This window comes from Enterobacter sp. AN-K1, from assembly GCF_020971765.1.
GTDB classification, from domain to species: domain Bacteria; phylum Pseudomonadota; class Gammaproteobacteria; order Enterobacterales; family Enterobacteriaceae; genus Enterobacter; species Enterobacter hormaechei_C.
In genome coordinates this window covers 2,266,013-2,290,193 of the sequence record NZ_CP087390.1, presented here as the reverse complement: position 1 = coordinate 2,290,193, position 24,181 = coordinate 2,266,013, and the positions used below count along the sequence as shown (strand labels likewise).

Below are 24,181 nucleotides of genomic sequence, written 5' to 3'. Positions count from 1 at the left end.
CTGCACGAAAGGCGGCAGCAAAAAAAACTGTAGAGCATACGGGGGAGCGGGTGTGTAAAGCGGGGTAAAGGTAAAAGGCAGGCCGTGAAAAATAAAAAAGCCCGGCATCACACACCGGGCAAAGAAGTTACCTGCACACTCAGGCTACTTTTAATTTCTGCGCACGATTCTCGCGGCGGATCTTACGCTCTTCCAGCACCGCAACCATCGCCATCAGGACGATACAGCCAATCGCTGCCGCATCCAGCGCGGCAAAGGTGCCCGCCCAGCCGGTGAGGCCGAAAATTGGCGTGCCGTCGGCGATCATGCCCAGACCGAGCTTGGCGAAGCTGTCGCCGATCAGGTAAGCGAAGGTGCCCTTAATCCCATCGGCTGCGCCGATCGCTTTTTTCGGCACAAAGCCAACCGCCGCCACGCCGATCAGCAGCTGCGGACCGAACACCAGGAAGCCGAGCGCAAACAGCGACGCCAGGTAAACGTACTGGTTGCTGGCGTGCTGGTAAACGCCGAGCGTGGCGATAATCAGCGCCAGCGCGACGCAGGCCACCAGCGCGCGACGACCGTTGGCGAGGTCCGAGAGCCAGCCCCACAGCAGGGTACCGACCAGCGCGCCTACTTCGAACAGGGTGAAGCCCTGAATCGCCACCTCTTTCGAGAGCTTCAGCTCCTGGAAGGCATACACGGTGGACCACTGGTCGATACCGATACGCACCACGTACAGGAAGATGTTCGAGAAGCAGAGCAGCCAGATCACTTTGTTTTTCAGCACGTACTCAACAAAGATCTGCCATTTGGACATCTCGTTTTCTTCGGTCTCTTTGTCCTCCTCGCTGATCTCCTCCCCGAACAGCTCTTCAGCTTTGCCGAGGCCGTAGGATTCCGGGGAATCGCTGCCGTAGCGCAGGCCGATAAAGCCGACAATCAGGGCGATAATCGACGGGAAGATAAACATGCCGATCACGTGGCCGTCGAACAGGTAGTTCGCGCCGAACAGCGCCACGCCTGCCGCACCCGCTCCGCCGAGGTTGTGTGAGATGTTCCACATGCCGAGGTAGGAACCACGCTTGCGGCGCGGGGTCCATTTGGTGATGGTGGAGTAGCTGCACGACCCGCCGGTACTCTGGAAGAATCCGCTCAGGGCGTAGAAGGCGATCATCAGGAACAGGCTGACGGAGCCCGCGCCCATGCTGGCGCTGAAGCCGAGCATACAGATGGCGGAGAGGATCAGCATAAACGGCAGGAACTGTTTGGTGTTTTTGCCGTCCGCGTAGTAGGACACAACCGTTTTCCCCACGCCGTAGGTGATGGAAAAGCCCAGGCCAATCATCCCCAGCTGCGTCATGCTCAGCCCGTAGGTGGAGATCATGTCGTTCTGCGCGATGTTAAAGTTTTTGCGGATCAGGTACATGGTCAGGTAGCCGATGAAGACCACCAGATAGGACTGCATGAACGGTTTGAACCACATCTTGCGCCGCACGTCGAGCGGCAGATCCAGGGTCGGCTTGCGCACCTGATTTAAGAAGGCCAGCATGACTGAGTTACTCCTGAGCTGATTTTTGCAGCATTGTAAAAACCAGCCAGGAGAGATGCCTGAGACAGCGTCCAGGTGAAACCGGGAAAATTTCTTAGTTTTGCGCGTCTCGGCAGCAAAAGGTGAGGCGCGTCACGCTTCGCGCGGTGCCTGCGCGTGCAAAAACGGCAGCAGCAGCAGGGCGGAGATGCCCGCCGCGATGGCGATCACCGCGAAGAACCCGCTCCAGTGCCAGATGTCGATCACCCGCGCCAGCGGCCAGCCGGAGAGCGATGCGCCGAGGTAGGCAAACAGCCCGACAAAGCCCGTCGCCGCACCTGCCGCCTCTTTGTGGGAACACTCCGCCGCCGCCATGCCGATCAGCATTTGCGGGCCAAAGACGAAGAAGCCGATGGTGAAGAAGCACGCCGCCTGCATCACGTAGCTGGCGAACGGCATCAACCACAGCGACCCGACGGAGAGCAAAATCCCGGCGGCAAAAATCAGGTTCATCGGACCGCGGTTGCCGTTGAACAGCTTGTCCGAGCCCCAGCCCGCCACCAGCGCGCCGATAAACCCGCCCAGTTCAAACATGGTCACCGCCGAGTTGGCGGTCACCAGGTCCACGCCGAGAGTTTCGGACATGTACAGGTTGCCCCAGTCGTTGATGGCCGCGCGCACCACGTAGACCAGCACGTAGCAGAGCGACAGAAGCCAGATGTAGGGGTTTTTCAGCACGTATTTGGTGAGGATCTCCTGGCGGGACAGCCCCGCGCCTTCCTGCTGCTGGGCGATCTCCATCTTGTCGTGCCGCCAGTCGCCCACCGGTGGAAGGCCGACGGTTTGCGGCCTGTCGCGCAGGCGCCAGCAGAGGTACAGCCCGGCGACAATCGCGAGGCCACCGGCAATCATCATCCCCGCGCGCCAGCCGTAGTGCAGCGCCGCCGCGCCGACCACCATCGGGATCAGCGCCCCGCCGACGTTATGCGCGGTATTCCATATCGCCCACCAGCCGCCGCGCTCGTTGCGTGAGTACCAGGCGGTGAGCAGGCGGGCGCAGACCGGCGCGCCCCAGCCCTGGAAAAAGGCGTTCAGCGCCCACAGCAGGGCGAAGGCCCACAGCGAGGTGGAGAAGCCAAACAGGATGTTCACCACGCCGGTGGCTATCAGCCCAACGCCCATAAAATAGCGCGCGTTGGAACGGTCGCTGACGATGCCGGAGAAGAACTTCGACAGGCCGTAGGTGATGTAAAACAGCGTCGCCAGCAGGCCGATATCGGTGCGCGTCATCACGCCGCTGGCGAGGATTTCCGGTGCGGCGGCGTTGAAGCTTTTGCGGGTGAAATAGAACAGCGCATAGCCGAGCCAGATGGTAATCAGGATATGGCGACGCCAGTAGCGGTAGCGGGCATCGATTTCCGCTTTGTTGCTTAGCGGGGCGGCGCTGGCGGGGGTTTTAAACATGGTGCGTCCTTAACGGCAAACTAACGCTGACGCGCGTCCCGTGGGTGCAGGAGATGCTCAGCGTGCCGCCCAGCGCCTTTACGCGCTCGCGCATGCCCGCCAGGCCAAACCCCTGCTGGCCGGAGCCCGGCGGCAGGCCGCAGCCGTCGTCTTCAATCACCAGCATCAGGCGCTCGTCCTGCTGCCAGCCCTGGATCGTTACCGCGCTGGCGCTGGCGTGTTTGACGATGTTGTTCAGCCCTTCCTGGCAGACGCGGAAGAGTGTCACGCGCTGGCCTTCGCTCAGCGCAGGTTCGTTAATGCGCCAGTCGAGATGGCTGACAATCCCGCGGCTCTCCAGCTCCATCTCGCGCATCAGAGAGCGTATTGCCTGCTCGAGCGAAAGATCGTCAAGCTGGCGCGGGCGCAGCCGCCCTAACAGGCGACGAACGGAATCATAGACGCCCAGCGAAAGCTGTTCGATATGCGCCCCGCCCTGCTTCACGCCCGCGTTTTCTGCCGCCAGGCGCTGAACAATGCCCGCCTGGGTGCGGATGGCGGTGATGGTCTGGCCGATGTCATCGTGCAGCTCGCGGGCGACCTCCTGCCGCACGCTCTCTTCCGTCTCCAGCAGACGCTCCGCCAGACGGCGGTTGCGCGCCAGCTCGGCTTGCAGGGACTGATTCAGCTCGCGCAGGCGCTGTATGCCCGCGCCAAGCAGCAGCCCGGTCAGGCTCTGGGCCAGCAGCGAGAGCAGCAGATCTACCGGGTGATCGTGCCAGGTCTGGCTGGCAATCAGCGCGATGGCGTTCATCAGCGTGGCGATCAATGCGCCCTGCCAGCCGTAATGCCAGGCAAGGGCGATGATCGGCAGCGCCAGACAAAACGGCGTGAAGCGTGATAATTCAGCGGGCAGACCAAGCTGCAACCACAGGCTCACCACAAACAGCAGCAGATACCAGATCAGGTGCCGGGCGCGCCAGTTCACCGGCTGGGAGACCAGCGCCGGGCCGAGCGGCTGCCAGACGGTGCTGGTAAGGTAATGCCAGAAAACCAGGCAGGTCGGGGCCAGCGTCAGGCCGCCGGTGAGGGTCAGCAGCAGGGCGTTGAGCCCCTCCTTTTCACCCACCCACGGCAGGGACTGCAACAGCGCGGCGGCAATCAGCGCCGCACCCTGACGCAGCAGCGTGCGCCAGTCGCGCTGGTGACGGTAGCGGGAAATCAGGGCGACCGGGATAAGCGTGAGCAGGCTTCCGGTCATCAATAAAGGCAGATGCGCCAACGCCACTTCCTGCGCCAGCCAGATCAGCATCAGCCACTCTGCGCCCAGCAGCACCGGCCAGTAGCCGCGCGGGCATTGCAGCATTAGCCCCAGCCGCAGGCCAAAGGGGAACAGCAGCACCGCCAGCTCCGGGCGCTCGACAAGATGCAGGCTGATACTCCACAGACAGAACCACGCGGCGGAGAAGATGAAAAAGCTGGCAACAACGGCGATCAGCCGCGAAAACAGGGAGTTCATTGCCAGCTGTCAAACATACGGCGCGCCAGCTCGACATCGTTACTGACGTTGAGTTTTTCCATCAGGTTGGCGCGATGAACGTGAACGGTCTTTGGCGACAGCCCCAGCTCTACGGCAATCTCTTTCACCGACATGCCCTGGGCAAGTTTCTCTGCCACCTGGCGCTCGCGTCTGGTGAGCGGATCCTGCCGTCCCGCCGCCAGCTTGATGGCAATATCCGGCGTCAGGTAGCAGCCGCCGGTGGAGACGGTACGCACGGCGGCAATCAGCTCGTCCGGGCTACAGCGTTTAGAGAGAAACCCGCGCGCCCCCGCGTTGAGCGCCTGCTCGACCAGCGCCGGGCTGTCGTGGACCGAGAGCATAATCGTCGCCATCCCTTTCGGCAGCTGGCTTAACAGCTCCAGCCCGGAGAGGTCCGGCATTGAGATATCGCAGATACAGACCTGCACCCCGCGTCCCGGCAGGCCCGCCAGCGCCTCGCGTCCTGAGCCAAACTCGGCCACAACCTGAAAATCCGGTTCGAGGTTTAAAAGCTGGGCAAAGCCGGAGCGAACGATAAGGTGGTCGTCGATAAGGGCGATGGTGGTCATGGTTTGATCCTGATGCGTGAACGCGCCGGATGGCGGCGCAAACGCCTTATCCGGCCTACGTGTAACGTCCTTGCAGGCCGGATAAGCGCAGCGCCATCCGGCAAAAGCCTCTTACCTTAAGTGATTTACTCAAAAAACACCGCAATTTTGTTAAACATGGTGGGATCGGACTGGTTGCGTGCCACTTTGGTGACGTCCTCCAGCTTGTCGATCTGCGCCATCATCTGCTCCAGACGCTGGTCGTCGTTCACCAGTAGCCAGATGCGGCTGTGCTCGCTGCCCTGAATCGGCAGGCACAGAATGCCTTCCACGTTAAACGCCCGACGGGCAAAGAGCCCACAGACGTGGGTCATGACGCCTGGGTGGTTGCGGACGGTGAGTTCCAGAATGACGTTATCACATTGTTTCTGCATGGCTTATTCCCCCACCATCTCAGTATTTGCCGCACCCGGCGGCACCATCGGATACACTTTTTGTTCAGGGTCGATACGCACGTGGATCAGCGCCGGGCCAGGGCGAGAAATCGCATCCTGCAACGCCGCGTGGGCATCTTCTTCGGCGTTCAGATCGCAGGTGTGAAGGCCAAAACCAGCGGCAATCTGCATAAAGTTGATCATCCCCGGATAGGTCGCCGCAAACACGCCCTGCTTGTAGAACAAGCTCTGCTGCTGGTGCACCAGACCCAGCGCCTCGTTGTTCATCAGAATGATTTTAACGTCTAACTGGTTTTCGGCCGCCGTCGCCATCTCCTGAATATTCATCATCAGGCTGCCGTCACCGGAGAAGCAGATCACCTTGCGGTCCGGGTTGGCGAGCGCCGCGCCAACCGCTGCTGGCAGGCCGAAGCCCATGGTGCCAAGGCCGCCGGAGGTCAGCCACTGGCGCGGACGGTTCAGCGGATACGCCTGAGCGGTCCACATCTGATGCTGGCCGACGTCGGTGGTGATAATCGCGCTGTCATCCACGCAGGCGGCGACGGCGTTGATAAGACCATAGTGGCTCAGCGGGTCGCCCTCGGTTGGGATAGCGCCCGGGAACTCCCGTTGCAGATCGGCTACCAGCTGGCGCCAGTCGGCGCGGTCGGTTGCCTCCGTCTGCGGGATCAGCTGCGCCAGCACCTCGGCCACGTCGCCCTGGATCGCCACGTGCGGCTGCTTGATTTTACCCAGCTCGGCGCGGTCGATATCCACGTGAATGATTTTGGCGTTCGGGCAGAACTGCTCGGTTTTGCCAATCGCCCGGTCATCAAAACGCGCCCCCATAACTATCAGCAAATCCGCCTCTTGCAGGATGTAGTTGGTGCTGCGCGCGCCGTGCATGCCCAGCATGCCGAGAGAGAGCGGGTGCGCTTTTGGCAGCATACCCAGCGCCATCAGGGTCATGGTGGTGGGCAAATTAGCTTTTTCAGCGAACTGGCGGATTTCATCCGCGGCGTTGATCGTCCCGCCGCCCAGATAGAGCACCGGGCGTTTGGCGGCGTTGATCATCGCTGCCGCATCGCACACGCTCTCAGCGCTGAATTCTGGCGCGGGGGCACGGTCACCCGGCTCCGGCAGAACGTCGATCTCAATTTCTGCGGTCTGGACATCCTTAGGAATGTCTATCCACACCGGGCCCGGGCGGCCAGACTGCGCAATGCGGAACGCATCGCTGATAACCTGAGGCAGCTCGCTGATATCGCGAACTAAATAGTTATGTTTGGTGATGGGGATAGAGATGCCGTAGGTGTCGACTTCCTGGAACGCATCGGTGCCGATCATCGAGGACGGCACCTGGCCGGTAATGCAGATCAGCGGAATGGAGTCGAGACGCGCGTCGGCGATGGCGGTCACCAGGTTAGTGGCGCCCGGCCCGCTACAGGCCATACAGACCGCCGGTTTACCCTGGGTACGCGCCATGCCCTGGGCGATAAAGCCTGCGCCCTGCTCGTGGCGCGCCAGCACGTGGCGGATCTGTGTGCTTTGGCTTAACGCATCATACAGCGGCAGTACGGTCCCACCCGGGATGCCCGCAACGGTGGTGATGCCCTGTCGTTCCAGTAAATGAACAATCAGCTGCGCGCCTGTAAAACGCGTCTTGGTGGATGTTGTGCCCGAACTTGCCATGCTCCAGTCCTTTTCTTCTGAGCCAGCCTTCCGGGGAGGGTCCTAAACGAAAAACCCCGCCCGGTTTGCGCCGGCGGGGTTTTGGATTCGTGTGTTGATCCAGTCCCTACGGCGCATTGCCGACGACCACCACCACACGCACGACGACCACTGCGGCAGGTTGCGCAGTTTTTAGTAGGGTCGAAGTGAAGATGGATGAAGTCATTGGGGACCTGTGTTTGGAATCATTGATTGAATTTATACAAACACAGGTTTTCGGATGTGACAATGGAAATATTTTCATCTGCGCAAAAATGCGTCAGGGATCACGTTTTGTTTGTTGGGTGGTGACACTCAATAAAGGGTTTTTACTCACTCAATAAATAACGCAGGTGATACCCCAAATCTGGCCGCCAGCTTTTTGATATGGTTCAGAGTAAGCTGTCTCTGACCATTCAGAACCCGTGAAACCATCGATTTACTACCAATTTCATCCTTAAAATCCGATATCGTCAGATTGTATTGATCCATCAAGGTTCTTAAAACTGCAATTCCAACGGGAACGGACTCCATCTCCTTGCGTAATGCGACTATCTCTGGCCGATTAGCTTCGAAATGGCTAATTCTGGCGCACACAATATCCAGCAAGGGGCTATTGGGCTCGTTCATAAGGAGATACTCAACCAGCTCAAGCGCATCCTTATAATCTTTCTCGCTCGGCTGTTCACCCAGTAAAGGAACGGCCGCAACAAGGGCGTGCGTAGCTTTCATTGCATCAGCGACGATCATCATTTCTTCCCCTTAGTGCGATGTTTCTCCGTAAAACGGTCATATTCCTTATGAGTAAAAACATGGCGCACATAAAACTTTTGGCTTTCAAAGAATATGAGAGCCACTACTCTGAGATTGTTATTTGCAATATCAATAACATAATGCTTATCAAGATACTTGAAGTTATCCAGCGTTGGGAAAAGTTTTCTCAGTGCAGCGGGCGTCGGGCAGTGGCTCTTTTCAATAACTCGTCCTAAAAAGAGAAGCTCTTCTCTGTGTTGCGGGAACTGGCTTACCGCATCCAAAATTGCCTTCATTGAGATTAAATGCATCCTGCTTGCCTGCCGCGTCCATTGCCATTATGGCAACGATAACACCCGTTGCCAATAAGTCAACGAAGGATACTATTTTCACTTCGTCAGAAAACAAAAAACCCCGCCTAAGCGAGGTTTTTATCAGGGTTTTGCGGTTGGTTGCCGCAGAACACACTGTGTTACGTCAACGCGAAAAGTATAAGCGATCGAAGACGAACGCGCAATTCCGGCACGGATTTTGACGTTTTTGAGTATGGATCGCCTTCCAAATTTTGTCCATAAAATACTGTTCATACATACAGTATTTATCTATACTAAGGGTGTTCGCAGTGAGCGAGGGGGCCGCAGTTTACCGGCGCAACGAAGTCCTGGCTGAAACGGGTGGTGCCGTCAGTGCCTTAACCCCTGAAGTGAGCACACTGTGTTACGTCAATCCAGGTGCTGGCCACAGGCGGCGGAAAGGTACGCCAGCATCGTGCTCCTTTTAACCAAAAGGAGACGCGTATGAGCGTCGTGGATATGGTCATACTTGTCCTCAAACTCATTGTTGCTGTATTGCAACTGCTTGATGCTGTCCTGAAATACGTTCGGTGATTCAGGTTCAAGTCGCACCTGAGAGGGGCGGGCAACCGCCCCTCTTTAATAACGAGGGAATGCTATGTCGCGTCTGTTAATTGAGCCCGTCACGCCCGATGAACCCGGGTATATCGCCCTGAAGGCGGAGAGTATCGCGTTGAATTTCAATATGCTGCGCAGGCTGGAAGAGAACTGGCAGCGGGGTGAAAACCGCTTTAACGCGCCGGGTGAAAAACTGCTGGGGGCGTTTCTTAACGGCAGGCTGGTGGGCGTGTGCGGCCTTAATCGCGATCCGTTCAGCCAGCAGCCGCGCGCCGGACGTATTCGTCATCTCTACGTCAGCGAGAAGTGCCGTGGGCAGGGCATAGGCAAACAGCTTTTGACCGTGGTGATGGCGGATGCCAGCATCTGGTTTGATTTTCTTAATACCCATGCGCCGGAAACCGCGTACGGATTTTACCATCGGGCGGGCTTCAGGCTGGTGTCAGACGAACCCCGGGTGACGCACCGCCTTTTTTGCGCAGTGTAAGCGGCTGGCAGCATCGACGGGTGAATGTTACAGTTGGATGACATTTCACCAACCGATACGCCATGACCATCACCGTTTTCTGCATTTTACTGTTCGCCGCACTGCTGCATGCCAGCTGGAACGCCATCGTTAAAGCCGGAACGGATAAGCTCTACTCGGCGATCGGAGTCAGCGGTTCAGCCGCGCTTATTGCCCTGATTTTACTGCCCTTCTCTCCTCAGCCAACTGCCGCAAGCTGGCCATATTTGTTCGTCTCCTGTGCGTTACAGGTGGTGTACACCGTGCTGGTAGCGAAGACCTATCAGGTCTCCGACATGAGCCAGACCTACCCCCTTATGCGCGGGACGGCTCCTCTGCTGGTGGCGCTGATCAGCGTATTGGTGCTCGGGGATCATCTCTCCTGGCTTGCCTGGTCCGGCATTGGGGTCATTTGTCTGTCGATTCTGGCCATGGCGATGAACGGCCGCATGCAGTCACGCAAGGGGATCTGGCTGGCGCTGCTGAACGCCTGTTTTATCGCCGGGTATACCCTGGTGGACGGCACCGGTGTGCGACTCTCGGACACTGCGCTGGGCTATACGCTCTGGACCTTCTTCATGAACGGTTTCTGCCTGCTGAGCTGGGCAATGGTGGCGCGGCGTCACGAAGCGTCCAGCTACCTGCGCCTGCACTGGAAAAAAGGGCTGCTCGGCGGCGTCGGGACGATGGGATCTTACGGTCTGGCACTCTGGGCGATGACCCAGGCACCGCTGGCTGTGGTCGCGGCACTGCGTGAAACCTCTATTCTCTTCGGCGCATTAATCGCATTTGTGCTTTTAAAAGAGAAGGTTGCCGGCCTGCGCATCGCGGCGGCAATGGGTATTGCTGCCGGTGCGGTCCTGCTGCGCCTGGCGTAATTCGCTGGCAACATTAGTTGCCGATCTTGTTTACAAATCCTGCCTTCACGCCTTCTGTCATTCATCACAGTAATGCTTAAATTGTCATCTCTCTGTGGTAGATTCCTCGCGCATTTATGGGAATGCGTAGTCACTTATTCTTTATTTATCTCTTTTGGCAAAAGTATTCAGCGACATGAAAAAGCAACGGAACGTGAACTTATTGTTGATGCTGGTGTTACTGGTGGCCGTCGGGCAGATGGCACAAACCATCTACATTCCGGCGATTGCCGATATGGCAAAAGATCTGAGCGTCCGCGAAGGTGCAGTCCAGAGCGTGATGGCAGCCTATCTGCTGACCTATGGCGTTTCACAGCTGGTTTATGGTCCCCTGTCCGATCGCGTCGGGCGTCGTCCGGTTATTCTGGTGGGCATGAGCATTTTCATGGTAGCGACGGTGATTGCCATTACCACTCACAGCCTGACCGTCCTGATTGCCGCCAGCGCCCTTCAGGGCGTGGGCACCGGCGTTGGCGGGGTTATGGCGCGTACCCTGCCGCGTGATATGTACCAGGGCACACAGCTTCGTCACGCCAACAGTCTGTTAAATATGGGTATTCTGGTCAGCCCGCTGTTGGCCCCGCTGATTGGGGGTCTGCTGGACACCGTCTGGTCCTGGCGCGCCTGTTACGCCTTCCTGCTGGTGCTGTGCATTATTGTCACCTTCAGCATGGCGCGCTGGATGCCGGAAACCCGCCCAAAAGACGCGCCGCGCACGAAGCTCATCGCCAGCTACAAAACGCTGTTCGGTAATGGGTCCTTTACCTGTTATCTGTTGATGCTAATCGGCGGCCTGGCGGGAATTGCGGTGTTTGAAGCCTGTTCCGGCGTGCTGCTGGGCGCAGGCCTTGGCCTGAGCAGCATGGTGGTGAGTATTCTGTTTATTCTGCCGATCCCAGCGGCGTTCTTCGGCGCATGGTTCGCCGGACGTCCGAACAAGCGTTTCTCCACGCTGATGTGGCAGTCGGTGATCAGCTGTCTGCTGGCCGGGCTGATGATGTGGATCCCGGGGCTGTTTGACGTGATGTCGGTCTGGACGTTGCTCATCCCGGCGGCGCTGTTCTTCTTCGGCGCGGGCATGCTGTTTCCCCTCGCCACCAGCGGCGCGATGGAGCCGTTCCCGTTCCTCGCAGGCACGGCAGGCGCGCTGGTGGGCGGTTTGCAGAACATCGGTTCCGGCGCGCTGGCCTGGCTTTCGGCTATGATGCCGCAGACCGGGCAGGCGAGTTTAGGCTTGCTGATGACCCTGATGGGGCTGCTGATTTTGCTGTGCTGGCTGCCGCTGGCGTCGCGTGTCTCGCATCACGAACAGCCGGTTTAACCGCATGATGGCCCGGCTTCTCGCCGGGCTTTTCACAGACGGGCGCAATCATCGCCTGCAATAGCCGCTCTGGGGCAGGCCGCCACGCCCCCTCTTCCCCGTCATAAAACTGAACATCGGCGTTTATCGCATACGGGATGTTGGCCTGTTGCAGCTCGCACGCCATAAACGTGGCAAACGCCATCTGCGAGGCGGTTGGCGTCAGGCTTTTCGATTCGCCCACCCCCCAACCGCCAACCCAGCTCACATGCCCGGTTTTTTGTTGCCAGTGCAGCGCGGCGTTGATTCGGTTACGGATAGCCGCTTTCTCAGCCGCAGTTCCGGACGTCCACGGGTATTTACCGTTCGTTTTCAGCGGGCCCCAGGGGAAAATATGCCACTCCGCCAGCAGGTAATTCTGGCTGTGCGCGGGCAGCTTCAGGCTGGATAAATCCTCCGGCGCGGCGCGCAGACGAGGGGCGATAAAAATCATGCGGCTGGCATCAATGGCGTGAATGTCTTTGATCGCTTTCTCATACACCCGGTTGAGCGAAGCAACGTTGTGGTTGAGCTTGTCCGCCGGTTCGTAGATCAGGTCAAAGCCCAGCAACGGCGAGCGCTGACCAAAATAGTGCGCCACGGCAATCCACCAGTTAATCACCTCTTTTTCGGTATCCGCTTTCGGGTCGTTTTTATATTCATCGGCCTGATAAGCGATGATGGGGATGACGCCGTATTGCTCGCAGGCCTCCACCAGCTTACGCAGGTGAATCAGCCGCGCTTCCGTCGGTTCGCCCGCCACCCGAATACGGACATGGTGTATGCCTTTCACCTGAAAATCACGGACCACCAGCGGGTCGAACTCGCGGATACCGCGCTCGGTGCGTGCCCAGTCGACATCCATTCCGACGCCCAGCATCTGCGCGTAACGGGCAGCCGTCAGCGGCGGCTCAGCGGCAATCGCCCAGCCGGAAGAGAGTAAGATCGCAGTGGCAATAAAAGGCTTTAACACGGTTTACCCTGGATAAATCAAAAGCATTACCTGTATTTAGCACGCTTTTTCACATTTGGTGTAGAGCGAAAGCGTAATAATTCTTCAACCCGCCAGCTCTCTTAGCCAGCCGATAAAGGCGTCAATTTTCGGCCACTGACGGCCGGGAAGCGTTGAGACGTAATAATGCTGATGGCACTTGAGAGTTTTCCCATCAAAGGGTGCGATCAACTCCCCTCGTTCGAGACGTTTTTGCACCAGCCGCTTTCTCCCCATCGCTACCCCCACATTATTCATGGCCGCGATAATGGCTAAATCAGAGCGATCGAAGCCAATACCCGATGATAACGGCATATTCGCCGCGTAATGCTGCGCCCAGCTCAGCCACTCATCCGTACCGGAATCATTGCTCCAGGCCTGACGGTCGTGCAGTAACGTGCAGTGGCTGAGGTTATGGGGGTTTTTCAGCAGTTCATGCTCCCGGGCATACGCCGGCGAGCAGACGGGCAAAATCTCTTCATCCATCAAAAAGTGATGAGAAAGGTGGTTTGGCGGCGTATCGTCGAAATAGAGCGCCAGATCGATGCCGGTTCGCTGCATGTTGACGTAATCATTACCAGTCAGAATAGTAAGTGAAATCGACGGGTAGCGGCGGGTAAAATCCCCCAGCATCGGCACCAGCCAGCACTGGGCGATCGACGGCCGGGAGTACACCGTTAGCGTACCTGACAGCGCCTGGTTTTTAATATCCAGGATCTCCTGATTCAGGGTGTCGAGGGACGATTTCAGCGTCCAGTAAACGCGCTTGCCTTCCTGCGTCAGCTCCACTTTACGGTGTGAGCGGACAAACAGCTGAATGCCCAGCTCCTCTTCCAGCAGGTTTATGCGGTGGCTCACCGCGCTGGGGCTGAGCGACAGCTCCGCCGCCGCCAGCGCGAAGGACTCATGCCGGGCGGCCACTTCAAAGGTGTACATTTTCGACAGCTGCCAGCCGTTTAAAAGCCGGTTTCTGCCTTCATTCGCATCGGTCATCACAATTCCCACACGTAATTTCTGCGTTCAGCATACCGCTCAAGAATGAATTTATGTGAACCTAATACGAGTTAAGTGCGCTTTTTAGAACACAGTCACTCAGTTGATCCAATCTGGCTCATCTGAACGCCAATTTATATCGTTTGTCAGCCCACGCCGTTTTTTCGTCCAATACCCCCAGATGACATAAGGGTGAGGTGAGATATGGGATCTCAGGTCTGGGTTGTGGCAACGCTGCTTGTCAGCATCGTATTGATTGTTTTAACCATCGTAAAACTGAAGTTTCACCCGTTCCTCGCGCTGCTGCTGGCAAGCTTTTTCGTCGGCGCGATGATGGGGATGAGCCCGCTGGATATGGTGAACGCCATTGAGAGCGGGATTGGCGGTACGCTGGGCTTCCTGGCGGCGGTTATCGGTCTTGGCACTATTCTCGGCAAAATGATGGAAGTCTCCGGCGCGGCAGAGCGCATCGGGATTACGTTGCAGCGCTGCCGCTGGCTGTCGGCGGACGTGATTATGGTCCTGGTCGGCCTGATCTGCGGCATTACGCTGTTTGTGGAAGTGGGCGTGGTACTGCTGATCCCGCTGGCGTTTTCCATCGCCAAAAAGACCAACACGTCGCTGCTCAAGCTGGCCATTCCGCTCTGTACCGCACTAATGGCAGTGCACTGCGTGGTGCCTCCGCATCCGGCCGCGCTGTTTGTCACCAATAAATTAGGGGCGGACGTCGGGACGGTGATTGTCTACGGTCTGATGGTGGGCCTGATGGCGTCTCTGGTTGGCGGCCCGCTGTTCCTGAAGCTGCTCGGCGATCGTCTGCCCTATAAGCCGGTTCCGGCGGAATTTTCAGACCTGAAGGTGCGGGAAGAACACACGCTGCCGTCGCTGAGCGCCACGCTGTTCACCGTGCTGCTGCCGATTGCCCTGATGCTGGTGAAAACCATTGCCGAGCTGAACATGGCAAAAGAAGGCTCGCTGTATACCCTGCTGGAGTTTATCGGCAACCCCATCACCGCGATGTTTATCGCCGTGTTTTTTGCCTACTACCTGCTGGGGATCCGCCAGCACATGGGCATGGGCGCAATGCTGACCCATACGGAGCACGGCTTTGGCTCTATCGCCAACATTTTGCTGATTATCGGCGCGGGCGGCGCGTTCAACGCCATCCTTAAAACTAGCGGTCTGGCGGAGACGCTGGCGCATATTCTCTCGAACCTGCATATGCACCCTATCCTTCTCGCCTGGCTGGTGGCACTGGTGCTGCACGCCGCCGTCGGTTCGGCAACGGTAGCGATGATGGGTGCCACGGCGATAGTGGCGCCGATGCTGCCGCTCTACCCGAACGTAAGCCCGGAGATCATCACCATTGCCATCGGGTCCGGCGCTATTGGCTGCACGATCGTGACCGATTCTCTCTTCTGGCTGGTGAAGCAGTATTGCGGCGCGACCCTGAACGAGACCTTCAAATACTATACGACGGCGACGTTTATCGCCTCGGTGCTTGCACTTGGCGGCACATTCCTGCTTTCCTTCATTATCTGAGCGCGAAGAGACGTACTATGGAAAACGCAACTATCACTACTTTAACCGCACAGTTTCCTCTGGTTGAGGATCTGATTGCCCTGAAAGAAACCACCTGGCTTAACCCGCGCACCACGACGCTGGCGGAAGGATTGCCGTATGTCGGGCTGACCAAAGCCGACGTGGACGACGCGCACGCGCGCCTGAAACGCTTCGCGCCGTATCTGGCGAAAGCGTTCCCGGAAACGGCGGCAACGGGCGGGATTATCGAATCCGACCTGGTCGCGATCCCGGCGATGCAGGCGCGGCTGGAGAAAGAGTCCGGTAAGGCCATTCCAGGCACGCTGCTGCTAAAAAAAGACAGCCATCTGCCGATCTCCGGCTCGATCAAAGCGCGCGGCGGCATCTATGAGGTGCTGACCCACGCGGAGAAACTGGCGCTGGACGCCGGACTGCTGAGCGTCGAAGACGACTACAGCATCCTGCTGGAGCCGCGCTTTAAGGATTTCTTCAGCCAGTACAGCATCGCGGTGGGCTCAACCGGCAACCTCGGGATGTCCATCGGCATTATGAGCGCCCGCATTGGCTTTAAGGTGACGGTGCATATGTCCGCCGACGCCCGCGAGTGGAAGAAAGCCAAACTGCGCAGCCACGGCGTGATCGTCGTGGAATATGAGCAGGATTACGGCGTGGCGGTGGAGCAGGGACGCAAAGCGGCGGAAAGCGATCCGAACTGTTTCTTCATTGACGATGAAAACTCCCGTACGCTGTTCCTGGGCTATGCGGTTGCTGGCGAGCGCCTGAAGGCGCAGTTTGCCGAGCAGGGCCGCGTGGTGGATGCCGATCATCCCCTGTACGTCTACCTGCCGTGCGGCGTCGGCGGTGGCCCCGGCGGCGTGGCGTTTGGCCTGAAGCTGGCCTTTGGCGATAACATCCACTGCTTCTTCGCGGAGCCAACGCACTCACCATGTATGCTGCTGGGCGTTTATACCGGGCTGCACGATGAGATTGCGGTGCAGGATCTGGGCATTGATAACGTGACGGCGGCGGACGGTCTGGCGGTAGGGCGTGCGTCCGGCTTCGTGGGCCGCGCGATGGAGCGCCTGCTCGACGGGTTCTATACCCTCTCCGATCAAAGCATGTACGACATGCTCGGCTGGCTGGCGCAGGAGGAAGGGATTCGCCTGGAGCCGTCGGCGCTGGCGGGGATGGCCGGGCCGCTGCGCGTCGATGCCGATGAGAACGTTACCCACCTGGTGTGGGCGACCGGCGGCGGCATGGTGCCGGAGGATGAGATGGCGAAGTATTTAGCTAAAGGGAAGTAATTATGCCGGGTGGCGGCTACGCCTTACCCGGCCTACGGTTCGCGGCAGTTGTAGGCCCGGTAAGGCGTAGCCGCCACCGGGCTTATAAGCTCATAATTTGCTGAATGTGAGTAACTGCAAAGAGTAAAGACAGAGACAGCACAGCCAACGCAATCAGGAACTTATCCCGCACCGCTTTCGGCTGCGCAAAGTCGTTCTGCGCCACGTCCATCAGGTTACGGCTGCGGGTGTAGCGCCATAAAATGACGGCTACCAGCGCCAGCACAACAATGGAGATCCAGAATGGCGCCCCCGTGCGGTGCCAGTTGTGCTTAATGGCAAGAGCGATCAGCGCGCCATACCCCAGTAGCGTGCGCAGCCAGGCCAGCGAGGTTCGCTCCGGCTGAAGCCCGGGGTCCGCCTCCCGCCGCGCTTTGCGGCTATCCGGCATACAACACCAGTAACATCACTACGCCCGCAACCATCAGCAAAATCGTACTAATGATGAGCAAGCCGCGCGTGTAGGGGAGATCCTGCTTCAGACGCATCGCCTTTTCATTTCTAAGCCAGCGCAGATAGCCATAAATCGCCAGCACACCGGCAATCAGGCACAGCAGCAGGGCCAGCACTTCGCGAATCAACGGGGTGGCAAAATCGGGGGCGAGCTGATCAAGACCGACACCTGCGGCCAGAAAGCCCAGGGCGGTGCGGATCCACGCTAAGAATGTGCGTTCGTTAGCCAGTGAGAAGCGGTAGTCCGGTGCTTCACCGAGGCGGGAAATGTTCATGAAGGTTCCTTGTCGTGCTGCATGCAGGCTTCAGCATAGCGTAATTCAGCCAGGACAAGGAGACCGGCATCTGGCGATGCCGGTCAGGAAAATTAATGCAGTTCCGGCCAGTACTCTTTGTTGGCTTCAATCAGATCGTCCAGAATCGCCTTCGCCACCGACGCGCTCGGTACGGTTTTCGACAGGGTAATCGCCTGCCATAGTTTCTGATACGAGCGCTGCTCCCAGGCGTCCACCACCAGTTTTTCCACCGCCACCTGCTGGCTCATGAGCCCTTTCTGGAAGTGCGGAATATCACCCACGGTCAGCGGCTCCGGTCCGTTGTGGCCGACCAGACACGGAATTTCTACCATCGCGTCGGCGTCAAAATTATGGATAGCCCCATTGTTAGGCACAATCAGCAGCATGCGTTCCTGGGTATTAAAGGCGATCGCGGTCGCCAGATCGACGATGTACGACGCATGTTCGTCGATTTCCAGTTCACCGGCAGAAGAATGACCGGCTTCGATAATCGCCCGGCATGAACTGAATACATGCTTCTCACGGTGATCCATCACTTCATTGGCGCGGGTACGCTCCGGGTTGGAATGGGCGACCACATAGTCCGGGAACAGGTAATACTTCAGGTAGGTGTTCGGCATGGTGTCCGGATCCAGCGCCTGTACGTCTTTAGCCTTGGCGAAAGTATCATTCCAGCTCGCTTCAGTATGCGCATCTTCCGAAGGCGGAACATAACCGTTTTTCGCCACGTATTCGCGCAGTTTCGGCATCAGATCGTTGCCGTTCAGATCTTCAATCGACGTCCACCAGCCGAAGTGGTTCAGACCGTAGTAGCGCACGCGCATCTCTTTGCGGTCTTTCAGACCGACGATTTGCGCCATACGTCCTTCAATGCCGATCGGCATGTCGCAGATGTTGAGAATTTTCGCGTTCGGACGCAGGCGGCGCGTGGCTTCCGCGACAATCGCCGCCGGGTTGGAGTAGTTCAGCATCCACGCGTTCGGGGAGTACTGCTCCATGTAATCCACCAACTCCAGCACGCCGCCGATGGAGCGCATGCCGTAGGAGATGCCGCCCGGCCCGCACGTTTCCTGGCCCAACACGCCGTGGCGCAGCGGGATTTTTTCATCTTTTTCACGCATGGGGTATTTGCCCACGCGAATATGCGCCATCACGAAATCCACATCGGTAAAGGCCGCTTCAGGATCGGTGGTGTAACTAAATTCAATCTCCGGCGCCTGCTCCTTAAGGATGATTTTGCACGCCTCGGCGATGATCTCCTGACGTGCTCCGTCATTGTCATAGAACTTCAGCGCACGCAGTGGGAAACGGTCACGGTTGGCTAACAGCATCAGGACGATACCAGGCGTGAATGTACTGCCGCCGCCTGCAATAACAACTGAGAATTTTTTCATGATATAGCCTCTGTCAGAGTGGTTTGTTCGTTTGTTAAAGGGGTTTTCATCAGCGATTCCAGCTGGTCGCGCACCTGAGGAACGTGCAGACCGACAATCACCTGTATGCCGTTGCCGCGCCGCACCACACCGTGTGCGCCCAGGGCTTTGAAGACGTCGTCGCTTTGGGTTTTCGTCATATCCACCAGGGCGATACGCAAGCGGGTGGCGCAGTTATTGATACTTTCGATGTTTGCTGCGCCGCCGAGCGCCTGTAAGAACCCAGCAGCCTGCCCGATCTGCTGGCTGGCTGCCGCCGGGGCGGTGGTTTGCCCGCGCGCGGCCTTATAGTCGGCTTTGTTGTAGAGTTTGATTTCGCTCTCTTCCCGGCCCGGCGTTTTGAGATTCAGACGTTCGATAAGCGTCCTGAAAACCACGAAATAGAGAGCGGTGAAGCAGAGGCCGATGCCAATCTGGGTGAATACCGTCGAGGCGTGGTTATGGAACATCGGGATCCAGTTTTGCGGCAGGAACTGGTCCAGCAGACCGCCCCCCATGTTCCCCACCACCCCGAAGGTATACATCACCGTCGCCATCGTTGCGGCCAGCACGGCGTGGATGGCAAACAGCAACGGCGAGATAAACAGGAAGGTGAACTCCAGCGGTTCGGTAATGCCCACCAGCACGGCGGTAAGCGTGGCCGGGATCAGCAGACCTGCCACTTTGACGCGGTTCTCCGGCGACGCGGTATGCCAGATAGCCAGCGCAATACCGACTGAGCCAAACACCTTAGAGTTGCCGTGCAGCGAGAATCCGCCCTCCGGGAACAGCGTTTTCAGCGGCACAGTGCTCTGGCTGAATTCCTGAAGGTGCTGTGCCCAGTAGACCTGAATGCCGCCTTCTACCGCAGCCGGGCCGAAGATAAACGGGCCGTAGACAAAGTGGTGTAATCCGGTTGGGATCAGAATGCGTTCCAGGAAGGTATAAACCCATACGCCCAGCGCGCCAGCGGTACGTAGAAAGGCCTGCAACGACTCAATGCCCATCTGCACTTTCGGCCATCCCAGCAGCGTCAGCCAGGCGCAAGGGATCATGACGAAGAACGCGAGGATAACGACAAACGAGGTGCCCTGGAAAATCCCCAGAAAGACCGGCAACGGCTTGTCGAAAAATCGGTTGTGGATGGCGGTGACGAGCCCGGAAATGATAATCGCCCCGATGATGCTGGTATCAAGCGTTTTGATTCCGGCAATCATCGCCAGCCCGCTGCCGGCAGTGGGTTCAGCAGAGAAGTCGACGCCAAAGAAGTGACCCCAGGTCATCCCCATCGCGTTGATAAAGTAGTTCCAGGTCAGGAAGCTAATCAGCACCGCCAGACAGGCGCGGCCCTGCGCCTGCTTTGCCAGGCCAATCGGTAAGCCGACAGCAAAAATCAGCGGCATATTACGGAACACCGCCCAGCCGCCCTCTTCGATGATGTGAACAATTTGCGCGAACAGATTATCCGGCGCGGTTAAGGCCTCACCGACAAACAGCGGATTGCGAAGCATGATGGCGATCCCAACCACGATCCCGGCAAAGGGAAACAGCAAAACCGGGGTGAACATGGCGCCGCCAAAACGTTGTATTTGACTGAGCATTTTTAAATCCTCATGAAACAACCTGTAGGGGATAGAGGCCTTTATGGTTTTTTACTGGCCTGAGGTGAGCATAAGAACTTACTGATGCAGCAACATGGTATGCCGCTGCGATTCGTGATCGCATTCATGGTTTTAATTTGACCAATCAGGTCTACTTTTTAAACTAAACATAGACAAGTTAAGACGTAATCCACGCCATGATGTGCGCAGAGAGGTCTACTGGTGATCTACAAATCAATTGCCGATCGGCTACGGCTGCGGCTGAATTCCTCGGACTACAACATTGGCAGTCCGTTACCCGGAGAAAAAGCGCTGGCAAAGGAGTTTGGCGTAGCCCGGATGACCATCCGCAAGGCGCTGGATCTGCTGGTAAGCTGGGGGCTGGTTGAACGTCGACACGGCAGCGGGACGTTCGTGGCGCGCAAAGACGTTCATCATGAAACGACTAATCTGACCGGGCTGGTGGAGGTGCTGCGCCAGCAGGGGAAAGAAGTGCAGAGCAAGGTGTTGCAGTTTGAAGTGATGCCCGCGCCGCCCGCCATCGCCAGCCAGCTGCGGATTCAGGTTGATGAGCGGATCTATTTTTCAAGGCGGGTGCGTTACGTGGACGGAAAACCGCTGATGCTGGAGGACAGCTTTATGCCGGTGAAGCTGTTCCGCAATCTTTCCCTGGCGCATCTCGAAGGGTCTAAGTTTGATTACATCGAGAAGGAATGCGGGATCACCATCAGCGGCAACTACGAGAGCCTGACGCCGGTGCTGGCAGATAAACAGCTGGCCGGTTATATGAATGTGCCGGAACAGACGCCGCTGCTGCGCATCACCTCCCTTTCCTACAGCGACAGCGGCGAGTTCCTCAATTATTCCGTGATGTTCCGGAACACCAGCGATTACCAGGTGGACTACCATTTGCGGCGTATCCACCCGGAAGACTTGTTAGCCCATCCCCCAGAACAGCACCGCCAGTAGCTGCGGGGTGATGATGCGCAGAAACATCACCAGCGGATAAACCGTGGCGTAGGACAACGCCGCCGCGCCGCTGGTGGCGTGCAGGTTATTGGCGAACGCCAGCGCGGGCGGATCGGTCATGGAACCGGCCAGCATGCCGCACAGCGTGAGATAGTTCATTTTAGCGAAGATACGTGCCAGTAATCCGACCGTTATCAGGGGGATAGCGGTAATAAATATGCCGTATCCTACCCAGCTCATCCCTTCGCCGTTCACCAGAGTATCGACAAAATCGCCGCCGGATTTCAGCCCCACCACCGCCAGAAACAGCACGATGCCTAACTCCCGCAGCGCCAGGTTAGCACTCGGCGGCATAAACCAGTAGAGCTTACCAATGGAGCCGATACGCCCGAGGATCAGCGCCATAATGAGCGGCCCGCCTGCCAGACCCAGCTTCAGTGCCACCGGGAAGCCGGGCACGTACAGGGGGATGGAGCCAAGCATGACGCCAAGCCCGACGCCGATAAAGACCGGCAGCATCTGCACCTGCTGGAGTTTTTGCTGGGCGTTGCCTACCATGTCCGCTACGGCATCAATGGATGAGGGACGCCCGACGAGGTTGAGAATATCACCGAATTGCAGGCTGGCATCCTGGCTGGCCACCAGCTCGACACCGGCGCGGTTAAGCCGGGAGATCACCACGTCATAACGCTCTTTAACCTGCAAATCGCGTATTTTCTTGCCCAGGACTTTCTCATTGGTCACTACCACCCGCTCCACGCGCATGTCCGTTCCACGGGTTGAGAGTGAGGTATCCACCTCCTGACCAATCACCAGCCGGGCATTGTTTAAATCCGCCGGTTGCCCTACCAGATGCAGGAGATCGCCGTGCTGAATAAGGGTATCCGGTGAAGGCACCATCAGCGTTTCATCACGTTTCAGGCGGGAACAGATAATGGTCGCGCTGTTCAGAATGGGAACATCCTGAATCGCCATATTGTTCAGATTAGGGTTTTCGACGCGAATATTGATAGTTTTAATGAGCGCATGGCCGTTGGTCAGCGTGCTTTCATGCTCTTTTGCCTCCTGCTCGACGTTAACACGGAACAGCACGCGCACCAGCCACATCGAGAGCAAAATACCGCAAATGCCAAACGGATAGGCCATGGCGTAGCTCATCCCCATCTGATCGACGACATCAGCAGGGATACCCAGATCGCGCAGAATTTGCTGGCCCGCCCCGAGCGCGGGCGTATTCGTGACGGCGCCGGAGAAGATGCCCAGCACGACGGGCAGCGGAATAGCGAAGAGTTTATGCAGAATGGCGGTCACCAGCCCCCCCATCACGACGATGCCGAAGGCAAAGAGATTAAGGCGTAAACCGGAGACGCGCAGGGAAGCGAAGAAGCCCGGCCCCACCTGAATACCGATGGTATACACAAAGAGGATCAGGCCGAACTCCTGGATGAAATGCAGCATATCGGCGCTGAGCACCCACCCAAGCTGGTCGGCAAAATGGCCGACAAAAATCCCGCCGAACAGCACCCCACCGATGCCAAATCCGACGCCGCGGATTTTGATATTCCCCAGCCATAGCCCCACTACCGCGACAAGGGCCAACACGCTAACGGTTAACGCGATATCACTCATGATCCACATCCTGTGTATAACCATAGTTATGCTAAGGATTCTCTCAGAGCTGACGGCGGTTGTATGGGCGATGGCGCACAAAAAAGCCCTGCCGGGGCAGGGCTTCATGGCATCTGTGAGCGAGTCGGGTGGCGGCTGCGCCTTACCCGACCTAGAGGATCGGCAGGTTTTCCACCCGGCAAAAACGTGGTTTAGCTGTTCAACGCCGGGCGTTCGCTAATGGCGATGCGCTGAGGCGCAATGGCTTCCGGCACGTTACGGGTGAGGTCAATGTTCAGCAGCCCGTTAGTGAACGTCGCGCCAGAAACTTCCATATGGTCTGCCAGGGTAAAGCTCAGGCTAAACGGCTGAGTGACAAGCCCCTGATGCAGCCATTTGGTCTCGGTGTCTGGTTTTTCCGGTGACCCTTTCACGGTCAGGCGCGTACCCTCAAGCTGGATGTCGAGATCTTCCTGGCGGAACCCGGCCAGCGCAAGCGTGATGCGGTAGTGGTTATCATCGCTTTTTTCGATGTTGTACGGCGGAAAGGTCTGCTGTTCGGTTGCGCTTTGCAGCGCGTTAGCCAGTTTGTCAAAACCGATCCACTGACGCAGCAGGGGGGATAAATCGTAGTTACGCATACTAAATCTCCTTCTGTGAAGCGAGTTCGGCACAGTTTAATTTTGTGCACAGTTGTACCTGCAAACCCTTGCGGATTCGCATATGCTCCCGTTACGGCAAGCAAGTTCGGGTGGGCCGCTCACGCGACCCGCGTAATTAGTTGATTTCGATACGACGCGGTTTTTTCTCTTCCGGAATCACACGTTCCAGTTCGATAAACAGCAGGCCGTTCACCAGGTTCGCGCCCTTGACGTGGATGTTCTCAGCCAGCTGGAACTTGCGCTCAAAGTTGCGCTCTGCGATGCCCTGGTAGAGGTAGGTTCGTTCTTTCTGCTCGGCCGTATGGGAGCCTTTCACCACCAGCAGATTGTCCTGCGCGGTGATCTCCAGTTCGCTCTCTGCGAAACCGGCAACAGCAATCGCAATGCGATAGTGGTTTTCGTCAACCAGTTCAACGTTGTAAGGAGGATAGCCGTTGCTCTGGCTCTGGTTGTTTTCTAAGTGGTTGAACAGACGATCGAAACCAATGGCAGAACGGTATAGCGGAGAGAGATCGAAATTACGCATGGATAAATGCTCCTGAAATCAGCGAGAAAATGTAGCCTTCCACCATGGACAGGCTTCTGCTTCCCCGAACACCCATCAGGCGTGTCCGTTATCGGGTTACATTCTTAAAATGGGTCTGGATACGGCCTTTTCAAGACTGTTGATGTGAGATTTTTTTGCACTTTGCTGGTTGTCG

General features: G+C 57.6%; 24 protein-coding genes, 1 pseudogene and 1 other annotated feature. Of the genes and pseudogenes, 7 read left to right on the top strand and 18 right to left on the bottom strand.

All coding sequences use genetic code 11. The features are described from left to right. Positions 1 to 139: 139 nt before the first annotated feature. The 9 genes from uhpT to LOC22_RS10925 form a co-directional block, all read right to left on the bottom strand. Positions 140 to 1,531: a hexose-6-phosphate:phosphate antiporter gene (uhpT, locus tag LOC22_RS10965; protein WP_006808805.1), complete on the bottom strand. Its 1,392-nt coding sequence runs from the start codon at positions 1,529 to 1,531 to the stop codon at positions 140 to 142. 132 nt (positions 1,532 to 1,663) lie between these two features. Further along, the gene (locus LOC22_RS10960; RefSeq protein WP_048973083.1) at positions 1,664 to 2,974 is read right to left on the bottom strand and encodes an MFS transporter; all 1,311 of its coding nucleotides are present in this window, start codon (positions 2,972 to 2,974) and stop codon (positions 1,664 to 1,666) included. Next, entirely contained in the window at positions 2,967 to 4,472 is a 1,506-nt protein-coding gene (gene uhpB, locus LOC22_RS10955; RefSeq protein WP_033487017.1) for a signal transduction histidine-protein kinase/phosphatase UhpB, read from the bottom strand. The genes LOC22_RS10960 and uhpB overlap by 8 nt, the downstream gene beginning before the upstream one ends. Further along, positions 4,469 to 5,062 (bottom strand): transcriptional regulator UhpA, encoded by a 594-nt coding sequence (uhpA, locus tag LOC22_RS10950; RefSeq protein ID WP_003861054.1) that lies wholly within the window; start codon positions 5,060 to 5,062, stop codon positions 4,469 to 4,471. Before uhpA ends, uhpB begins: the two co-directional genes overlap by 4 nt. A gap of 125 nt (positions 5,063 to 5,187) precedes the next feature. Further along, positions 5,188 to 5,475: an acetolactate synthase small subunit gene (ilvN, locus tag LOC22_RS10945; protein ID WP_015570113.1), complete on the bottom strand. Its 288-nt coding sequence runs from the start codon at positions 5,473 to 5,475 to the stop codon at positions 5,188 to 5,190. Between the two features lie 3 nt (positions 5,476 to 5,478). Further along, positions 5,479 to 7,167, bottom strand: a complete 1,689-nt coding sequence (ilvB, locus tag LOC22_RS10940) for an acetolactate synthase large subunit (RefSeq protein ID WP_062938354.1) — start codon at positions 7,165 to 7,167, stop codon at positions 5,479 to 5,481. A gap of 106 nt (positions 7,168 to 7,273) precedes the next feature. Further along, positions 7,274 to 7,372: an ilvB operon leader peptide IvbL gene (gene ivbL / locus LOC22_RS10935; protein WP_057979964.1), complete on the bottom strand. Its 99-nt coding sequence runs from the start codon at positions 7,370 to 7,372 to the stop codon at positions 7,274 to 7,276. 146 nt (positions 7,373 to 7,518) lie between these two features. Beyond that, the gene (locus LOC22_RS10930; protein WP_127350921.1) at positions 7,519 to 7,938 is read right to left on the bottom strand and encodes a helix-turn-helix domain-containing protein; all 420 of its coding nucleotides are present in this window, start codon (positions 7,936 to 7,938) and stop codon (positions 7,519 to 7,521) included. Next, positions 7,935 to 8,249, bottom strand: coding sequence for a type II toxin-antitoxin system HigB family toxin (locus LOC22_RS10925; RefSeq protein WP_023302825.1), 315 nt, complete (start codon positions 8,247 to 8,249; stop codon positions 7,935 to 7,937). Before LOC22_RS10925 ends, LOC22_RS10930 begins: the two co-directional genes overlap by 4 nt. Positions 8,250 to 8,735: 486 nt before the next feature. Between LOC22_RS10925 and tisB the strand changes: the two genes are divergently transcribed. From tisB to emrD, 4 genes are all read left to right on the top strand, one after another. Continuing rightward, positions 8,736 to 8,825: a type I toxin-antitoxin system toxin TisB gene (gene tisB, locus LOC22_RS22315; RefSeq protein ID WP_017383683.1), complete on the top strand. Its 90-nt coding sequence runs from the start codon at positions 8,736 to 8,738 to the stop codon at positions 8,823 to 8,825. 64 nt (positions 8,826 to 8,889) lie between these two features. After that, positions 8,890 to 9,336: a GNAT family N-acetyltransferase gene (locus tag LOC22_RS10920; RefSeq protein WP_003861064.1), complete on the top strand. Its 447-nt coding sequence runs from the start codon at positions 8,890 to 8,892 to the stop codon at positions 9,334 to 9,336. 62 nt (positions 9,337 to 9,398) lie between these two features. Continuing rightward, positions 9,399 to 10,232, top strand: a complete 834-nt coding sequence (locus LOC22_RS10915; RefSeq protein ID WP_133982172.1) for a DMT family transporter — start codon at positions 9,399 to 9,401, stop codon at positions 10,230 to 10,232. Between the two features lie 175 nt (positions 10,233 to 10,407). Then, complete coding sequence (gene emrD / locus LOC22_RS10910; RefSeq protein WP_015570118.1) at positions 10,408 to 11,592, top strand: multidrug efflux MFS transporter EmrD; 1,185 nt, start codon at positions 10,408 to 10,410, stop codon at positions 11,590 to 11,592. Here the strand turns inward: emrD and LOC22_RS10905 are convergent. Both LOC22_RS10905 and dsdC read right to left on the bottom strand, forming a co-directional pair. Continuing rightward, a pseudogene (locus tag LOC22_RS10905) lies at positions 11,498 to 12,583 on the bottom strand (cellulase family glycosylhydrolase); the annotation flags it as partial. The gene emrD and the pseudogene LOC22_RS10905 sit on opposite strands and share 95 nt — an antisense overlap. A gap of 84 nt (positions 12,584 to 12,667) precedes the next feature. Next, complete coding sequence (gene dsdC / locus LOC22_RS10900; RefSeq protein WP_023302824.1) at positions 12,668 to 13,594, bottom strand: DNA-binding transcriptional regulator DsdC; 927 nt, start codon at positions 13,592 to 13,594, stop codon at positions 12,668 to 12,670. Between the two features lie 204 nt (positions 13,595 to 13,798). Here dsdC and dsdX point away from each other — a divergent pair, with 204 nt between their 5' ends. Both dsdX and dsdA read left to right on the top strand, forming a co-directional pair. Next, a complete protein-coding gene (gene dsdX / locus LOC22_RS10895; protein WP_049134769.1) occupies positions 13,799 to 15,136 on the top strand; it encodes a D-serine transporter DsdX in 1,338 nt (445 codons plus the stop codon). A gap of 17 nt (positions 15,137 to 15,153) precedes the next feature. After that, on the top strand, positions 15,154 to 16,440 hold the full coding sequence (gene dsdA, locus LOC22_RS10890) for a D-serine ammonia-lyase (RefSeq protein WP_230239535.1): 1,287 nt from the start codon (positions 15,154 to 15,156) through the stop codon (positions 16,438 to 16,440). 82 nt (positions 16,441 to 16,522) lie between these two features. On the opposite strand, the gene LOC22_RS10885 is transcribed toward dsdA, so the two are convergent. The 4 genes from LOC22_RS10885 to LOC22_RS10870 all read right to left on the bottom strand — a co-directional run bounded on the left by LOC22_RS10885 (position 16,523) and on the right by LOC22_RS10870 (position 20,241). Next, positions 16,523 to 16,870: a DUF202 domain-containing protein gene (locus tag LOC22_RS10885; RefSeq protein WP_017383689.1), complete on the bottom strand. Its 348-nt coding sequence runs from the start codon at positions 16,868 to 16,870 to the stop codon at positions 16,523 to 16,525. After that, positions 16,860 to 17,207, bottom strand: coding sequence for a YidH family protein (locus LOC22_RS10880; protein ID WP_003861080.1), 348 nt, complete (start codon positions 17,205 to 17,207; stop codon positions 16,860 to 16,862). Before LOC22_RS10880 ends, LOC22_RS10885 begins: the two co-directional genes overlap by 11 nt. A gap of 92 nt (positions 17,208 to 17,299) precedes the next feature. Continuing rightward, positions 17,300 to 18,622 carry a 6-phospho-alpha-glucosidase gene (locus LOC22_RS10875; RefSeq protein WP_015570123.1) on the bottom strand — a complete coding sequence of 441 codons (1,323 nt, stop codon included), beginning with the start codon at positions 18,620 to 18,622 and terminating at the stop codon, positions 17,300 to 17,302. After that, positions 18,619 to 20,241, bottom strand: coding sequence for an alpha-glucoside-specific PTS transporter subunit IIBC (locus LOC22_RS10870; protein ID WP_023302822.1), 1,623 nt, complete (start codon positions 20,239 to 20,241; stop codon positions 18,619 to 18,621). The genes LOC22_RS10875 and LOC22_RS10870 overlap by 4 nt, the downstream gene beginning before the upstream one ends. A gap of 222 nt (positions 20,242 to 20,463) precedes the next feature. On the opposite strand from LOC22_RS10870, the gene LOC22_RS10865 reads away from it, so the two are divergent. Beyond that, positions 20,464 to 21,210 (top strand): GntR family transcriptional regulator, encoded by a 747-nt coding sequence (locus LOC22_RS10865; RefSeq protein WP_017383690.1) that lies wholly within the window; start codon positions 20,464 to 20,466, stop codon positions 21,208 to 21,210. Here the strand turns inward: LOC22_RS10865 and LOC22_RS10860 are convergent. From LOC22_RS10860 to ibpA, 3 genes are all read right to left on the bottom strand, one after another. After that, a complete protein-coding gene (locus LOC22_RS10860; RefSeq protein ID WP_017694020.1) occupies positions 21,178 to 22,839 on the bottom strand; it encodes a putative transporter in 1,662 nt (553 codons plus the stop codon). The genes LOC22_RS10865 and LOC22_RS10860 overlap by 33 nt on opposite strands. Before the next feature lie 191 nt (positions 22,840 to 23,030). Next, positions 23,031 to 23,459, bottom strand: coding sequence for a small heat shock chaperone IbpB (gene ibpB, locus LOC22_RS10855; RefSeq protein WP_015570126.1), 429 nt, complete (start codon positions 23,457 to 23,459; stop codon positions 23,031 to 23,033). Between the two features lie 136 nt (positions 23,460 to 23,595). Further along, entirely contained in the window at positions 23,596 to 24,006 is a 411-nt protein-coding gene (ibpA, locus tag LOC22_RS10850) for a small heat shock chaperone IbpA (protein WP_006177605.1), read from the bottom strand. Next, positions 24,000 to 24,074, bottom strand: a sequence feature (ROSE (Repression Of Heat Shock gene Expression) occurs in the 5'-region of heat shock genes and acts as an RNA thermometer to modulate expression.). Its footprint overlaps the gene before it by 7 nt. Between the last annotated feature and the right edge of the window lie 107 nt (positions 24,075 to 24,181).

Bases quoted from the DNA above. Each gene is read 5' to 3' on its own strand.
- LOC22_RS10860 (WP_017694020.1), bottom strand. From the start codon at position 22,839: ATGAGTGATATCGCGTTAACCGTTAGCGTGTTGGCCCTTGTCGCGGTA.
- ibpA (WP_006177605.1), bottom strand. From the start codon at position 24,006: ATGCGTAATTTCGATCTCTCTCCGCTATACCGTTCTGCCATTGGTTTC.
- LOC22_RS10920 (WP_003861064.1), top strand. From the start codon at position 8,890: ATGTCGCGTCTGTTAATTGAGCCCGTCACGCCCGATGAACCCGGGTAT.
- emrD (WP_015570118.1), top strand. From the start codon at position 10,408: ATGAAAAAGCAACGGAACGTGAACTTATTGTTGATGCTGGTGTTACTG.
- LOC22_RS10870 (WP_023302822.1), bottom strand. From the start codon at position 20,241: ATGCTCAGTCAAATACAACGTTTTGGCGGCGCCATGTTCACCCCGGTT.
- ilvN (WP_015570113.1), bottom strand. From the start codon at position 5,475: ATGCAGAAACAATGTGATAACGTCATTCTGGAACTCACCGTCCGCAAC.
- LOC22_RS10960 (WP_048973083.1), bottom strand. From the start codon at position 2,974: ATGTTTAAAACCCCCGCCAGCGCCGCCCCGCTAAGCAACAAAGCGGAA.
- uhpB (WP_033487017.1), bottom strand. From the start codon at position 4,472: ATGAACTCCCTGTTTTCGCGGCTGATCGCCGTTGTTGCCAGCTTTTTC.
- LOC22_RS10875 (WP_015570123.1), bottom strand. From the start codon at position 18,622: ATGAAAAAATTCTCAGTTGTTATTGCAGGCGGCGGCAGTACATTCACG.
- dsdA (WP_230239535.1), top strand. From the start codon at position 15,154: ATGGAAAACGCAACTATCACTACTTTAACCGCACAGTTTCCTCTGGTT.
- ivbL (WP_057979964.1), bottom strand. From the start codon at position 7,372: ATGACTTCATCCATCTTCACTTCGACCCTACTAAAAACTGCGCAACCT.
- dsdC (WP_023302824.1), bottom strand. From the start codon at position 13,594: ATGACCGATGCGAATGAAGGCAGAAACCGGCTTTTAAACGGCTGGCAG.
- LOC22_RS10925 (WP_023302825.1), bottom strand. From the start codon at position 8,249: ATGCATTTAATCTCAATGAAGGCAATTTTGGATGCGGTAAGCCAGTTC.
- LOC22_RS10880 (WP_003861080.1), bottom strand. From the start codon at position 17,207: ATGAACATTTCCCGCCTCGGTGAAGCACCGGACTACCGCTTCTCACTG.
- ilvB (WP_062938354.1), bottom strand. From the start codon at position 7,167: ATGGCAAGTTCGGGCACAACATCCACCAAGACGCGTTTTACAGGCGCG.
- ibpB (WP_015570126.1), bottom strand. From the start codon at position 23,459: ATGCGTAACTACGATTTATCCCCCCTGCTGCGTCAGTGGATCGGTTTT.
- LOC22_RS10915 (WP_133982172.1), top strand. From the start codon at position 9,399: ATGACCATCACCGTTTTCTGCATTTTACTGTTCGCCGCACTGCTGCAT.
- uhpA (WP_003861054.1), bottom strand. From the start codon at position 5,062: ATGACCACCATCGCCCTTATCGACGACCACCTTATCGTTCGCTCCGGC.
- uhpT (WP_006808805.1), bottom strand. From the start codon at position 1,531: ATGCTGGCCTTCTTAAATCAGGTGCGCAAGCCGACCCTGGATCTGCCG.
- dsdX (WP_049134769.1), top strand. From the start codon at position 13,799: ATGGGATCTCAGGTCTGGGTTGTGGCAACGCTGCTTGTCAGCATCGTA.
- tisB (WP_017383683.1), top strand. From the start codon at position 8,736: ATGAGCGTCGTGGATATGGTCATACTTGTCCTCAAACTCATTGTTGCT.
- LOC22_RS10885 (WP_017383689.1), bottom strand. From the start codon at position 16,870: ATGCCGGATAGCCGCAAAGCGCGGCGGGAGGCGGACCCCGGGCTTCAG.
- LOC22_RS10930 (WP_127350921.1), bottom strand. From the start codon at position 7,938: ATGATGATCGTCGCTGATGCAATGAAAGCTACGCACGCCCTTGTTGCG.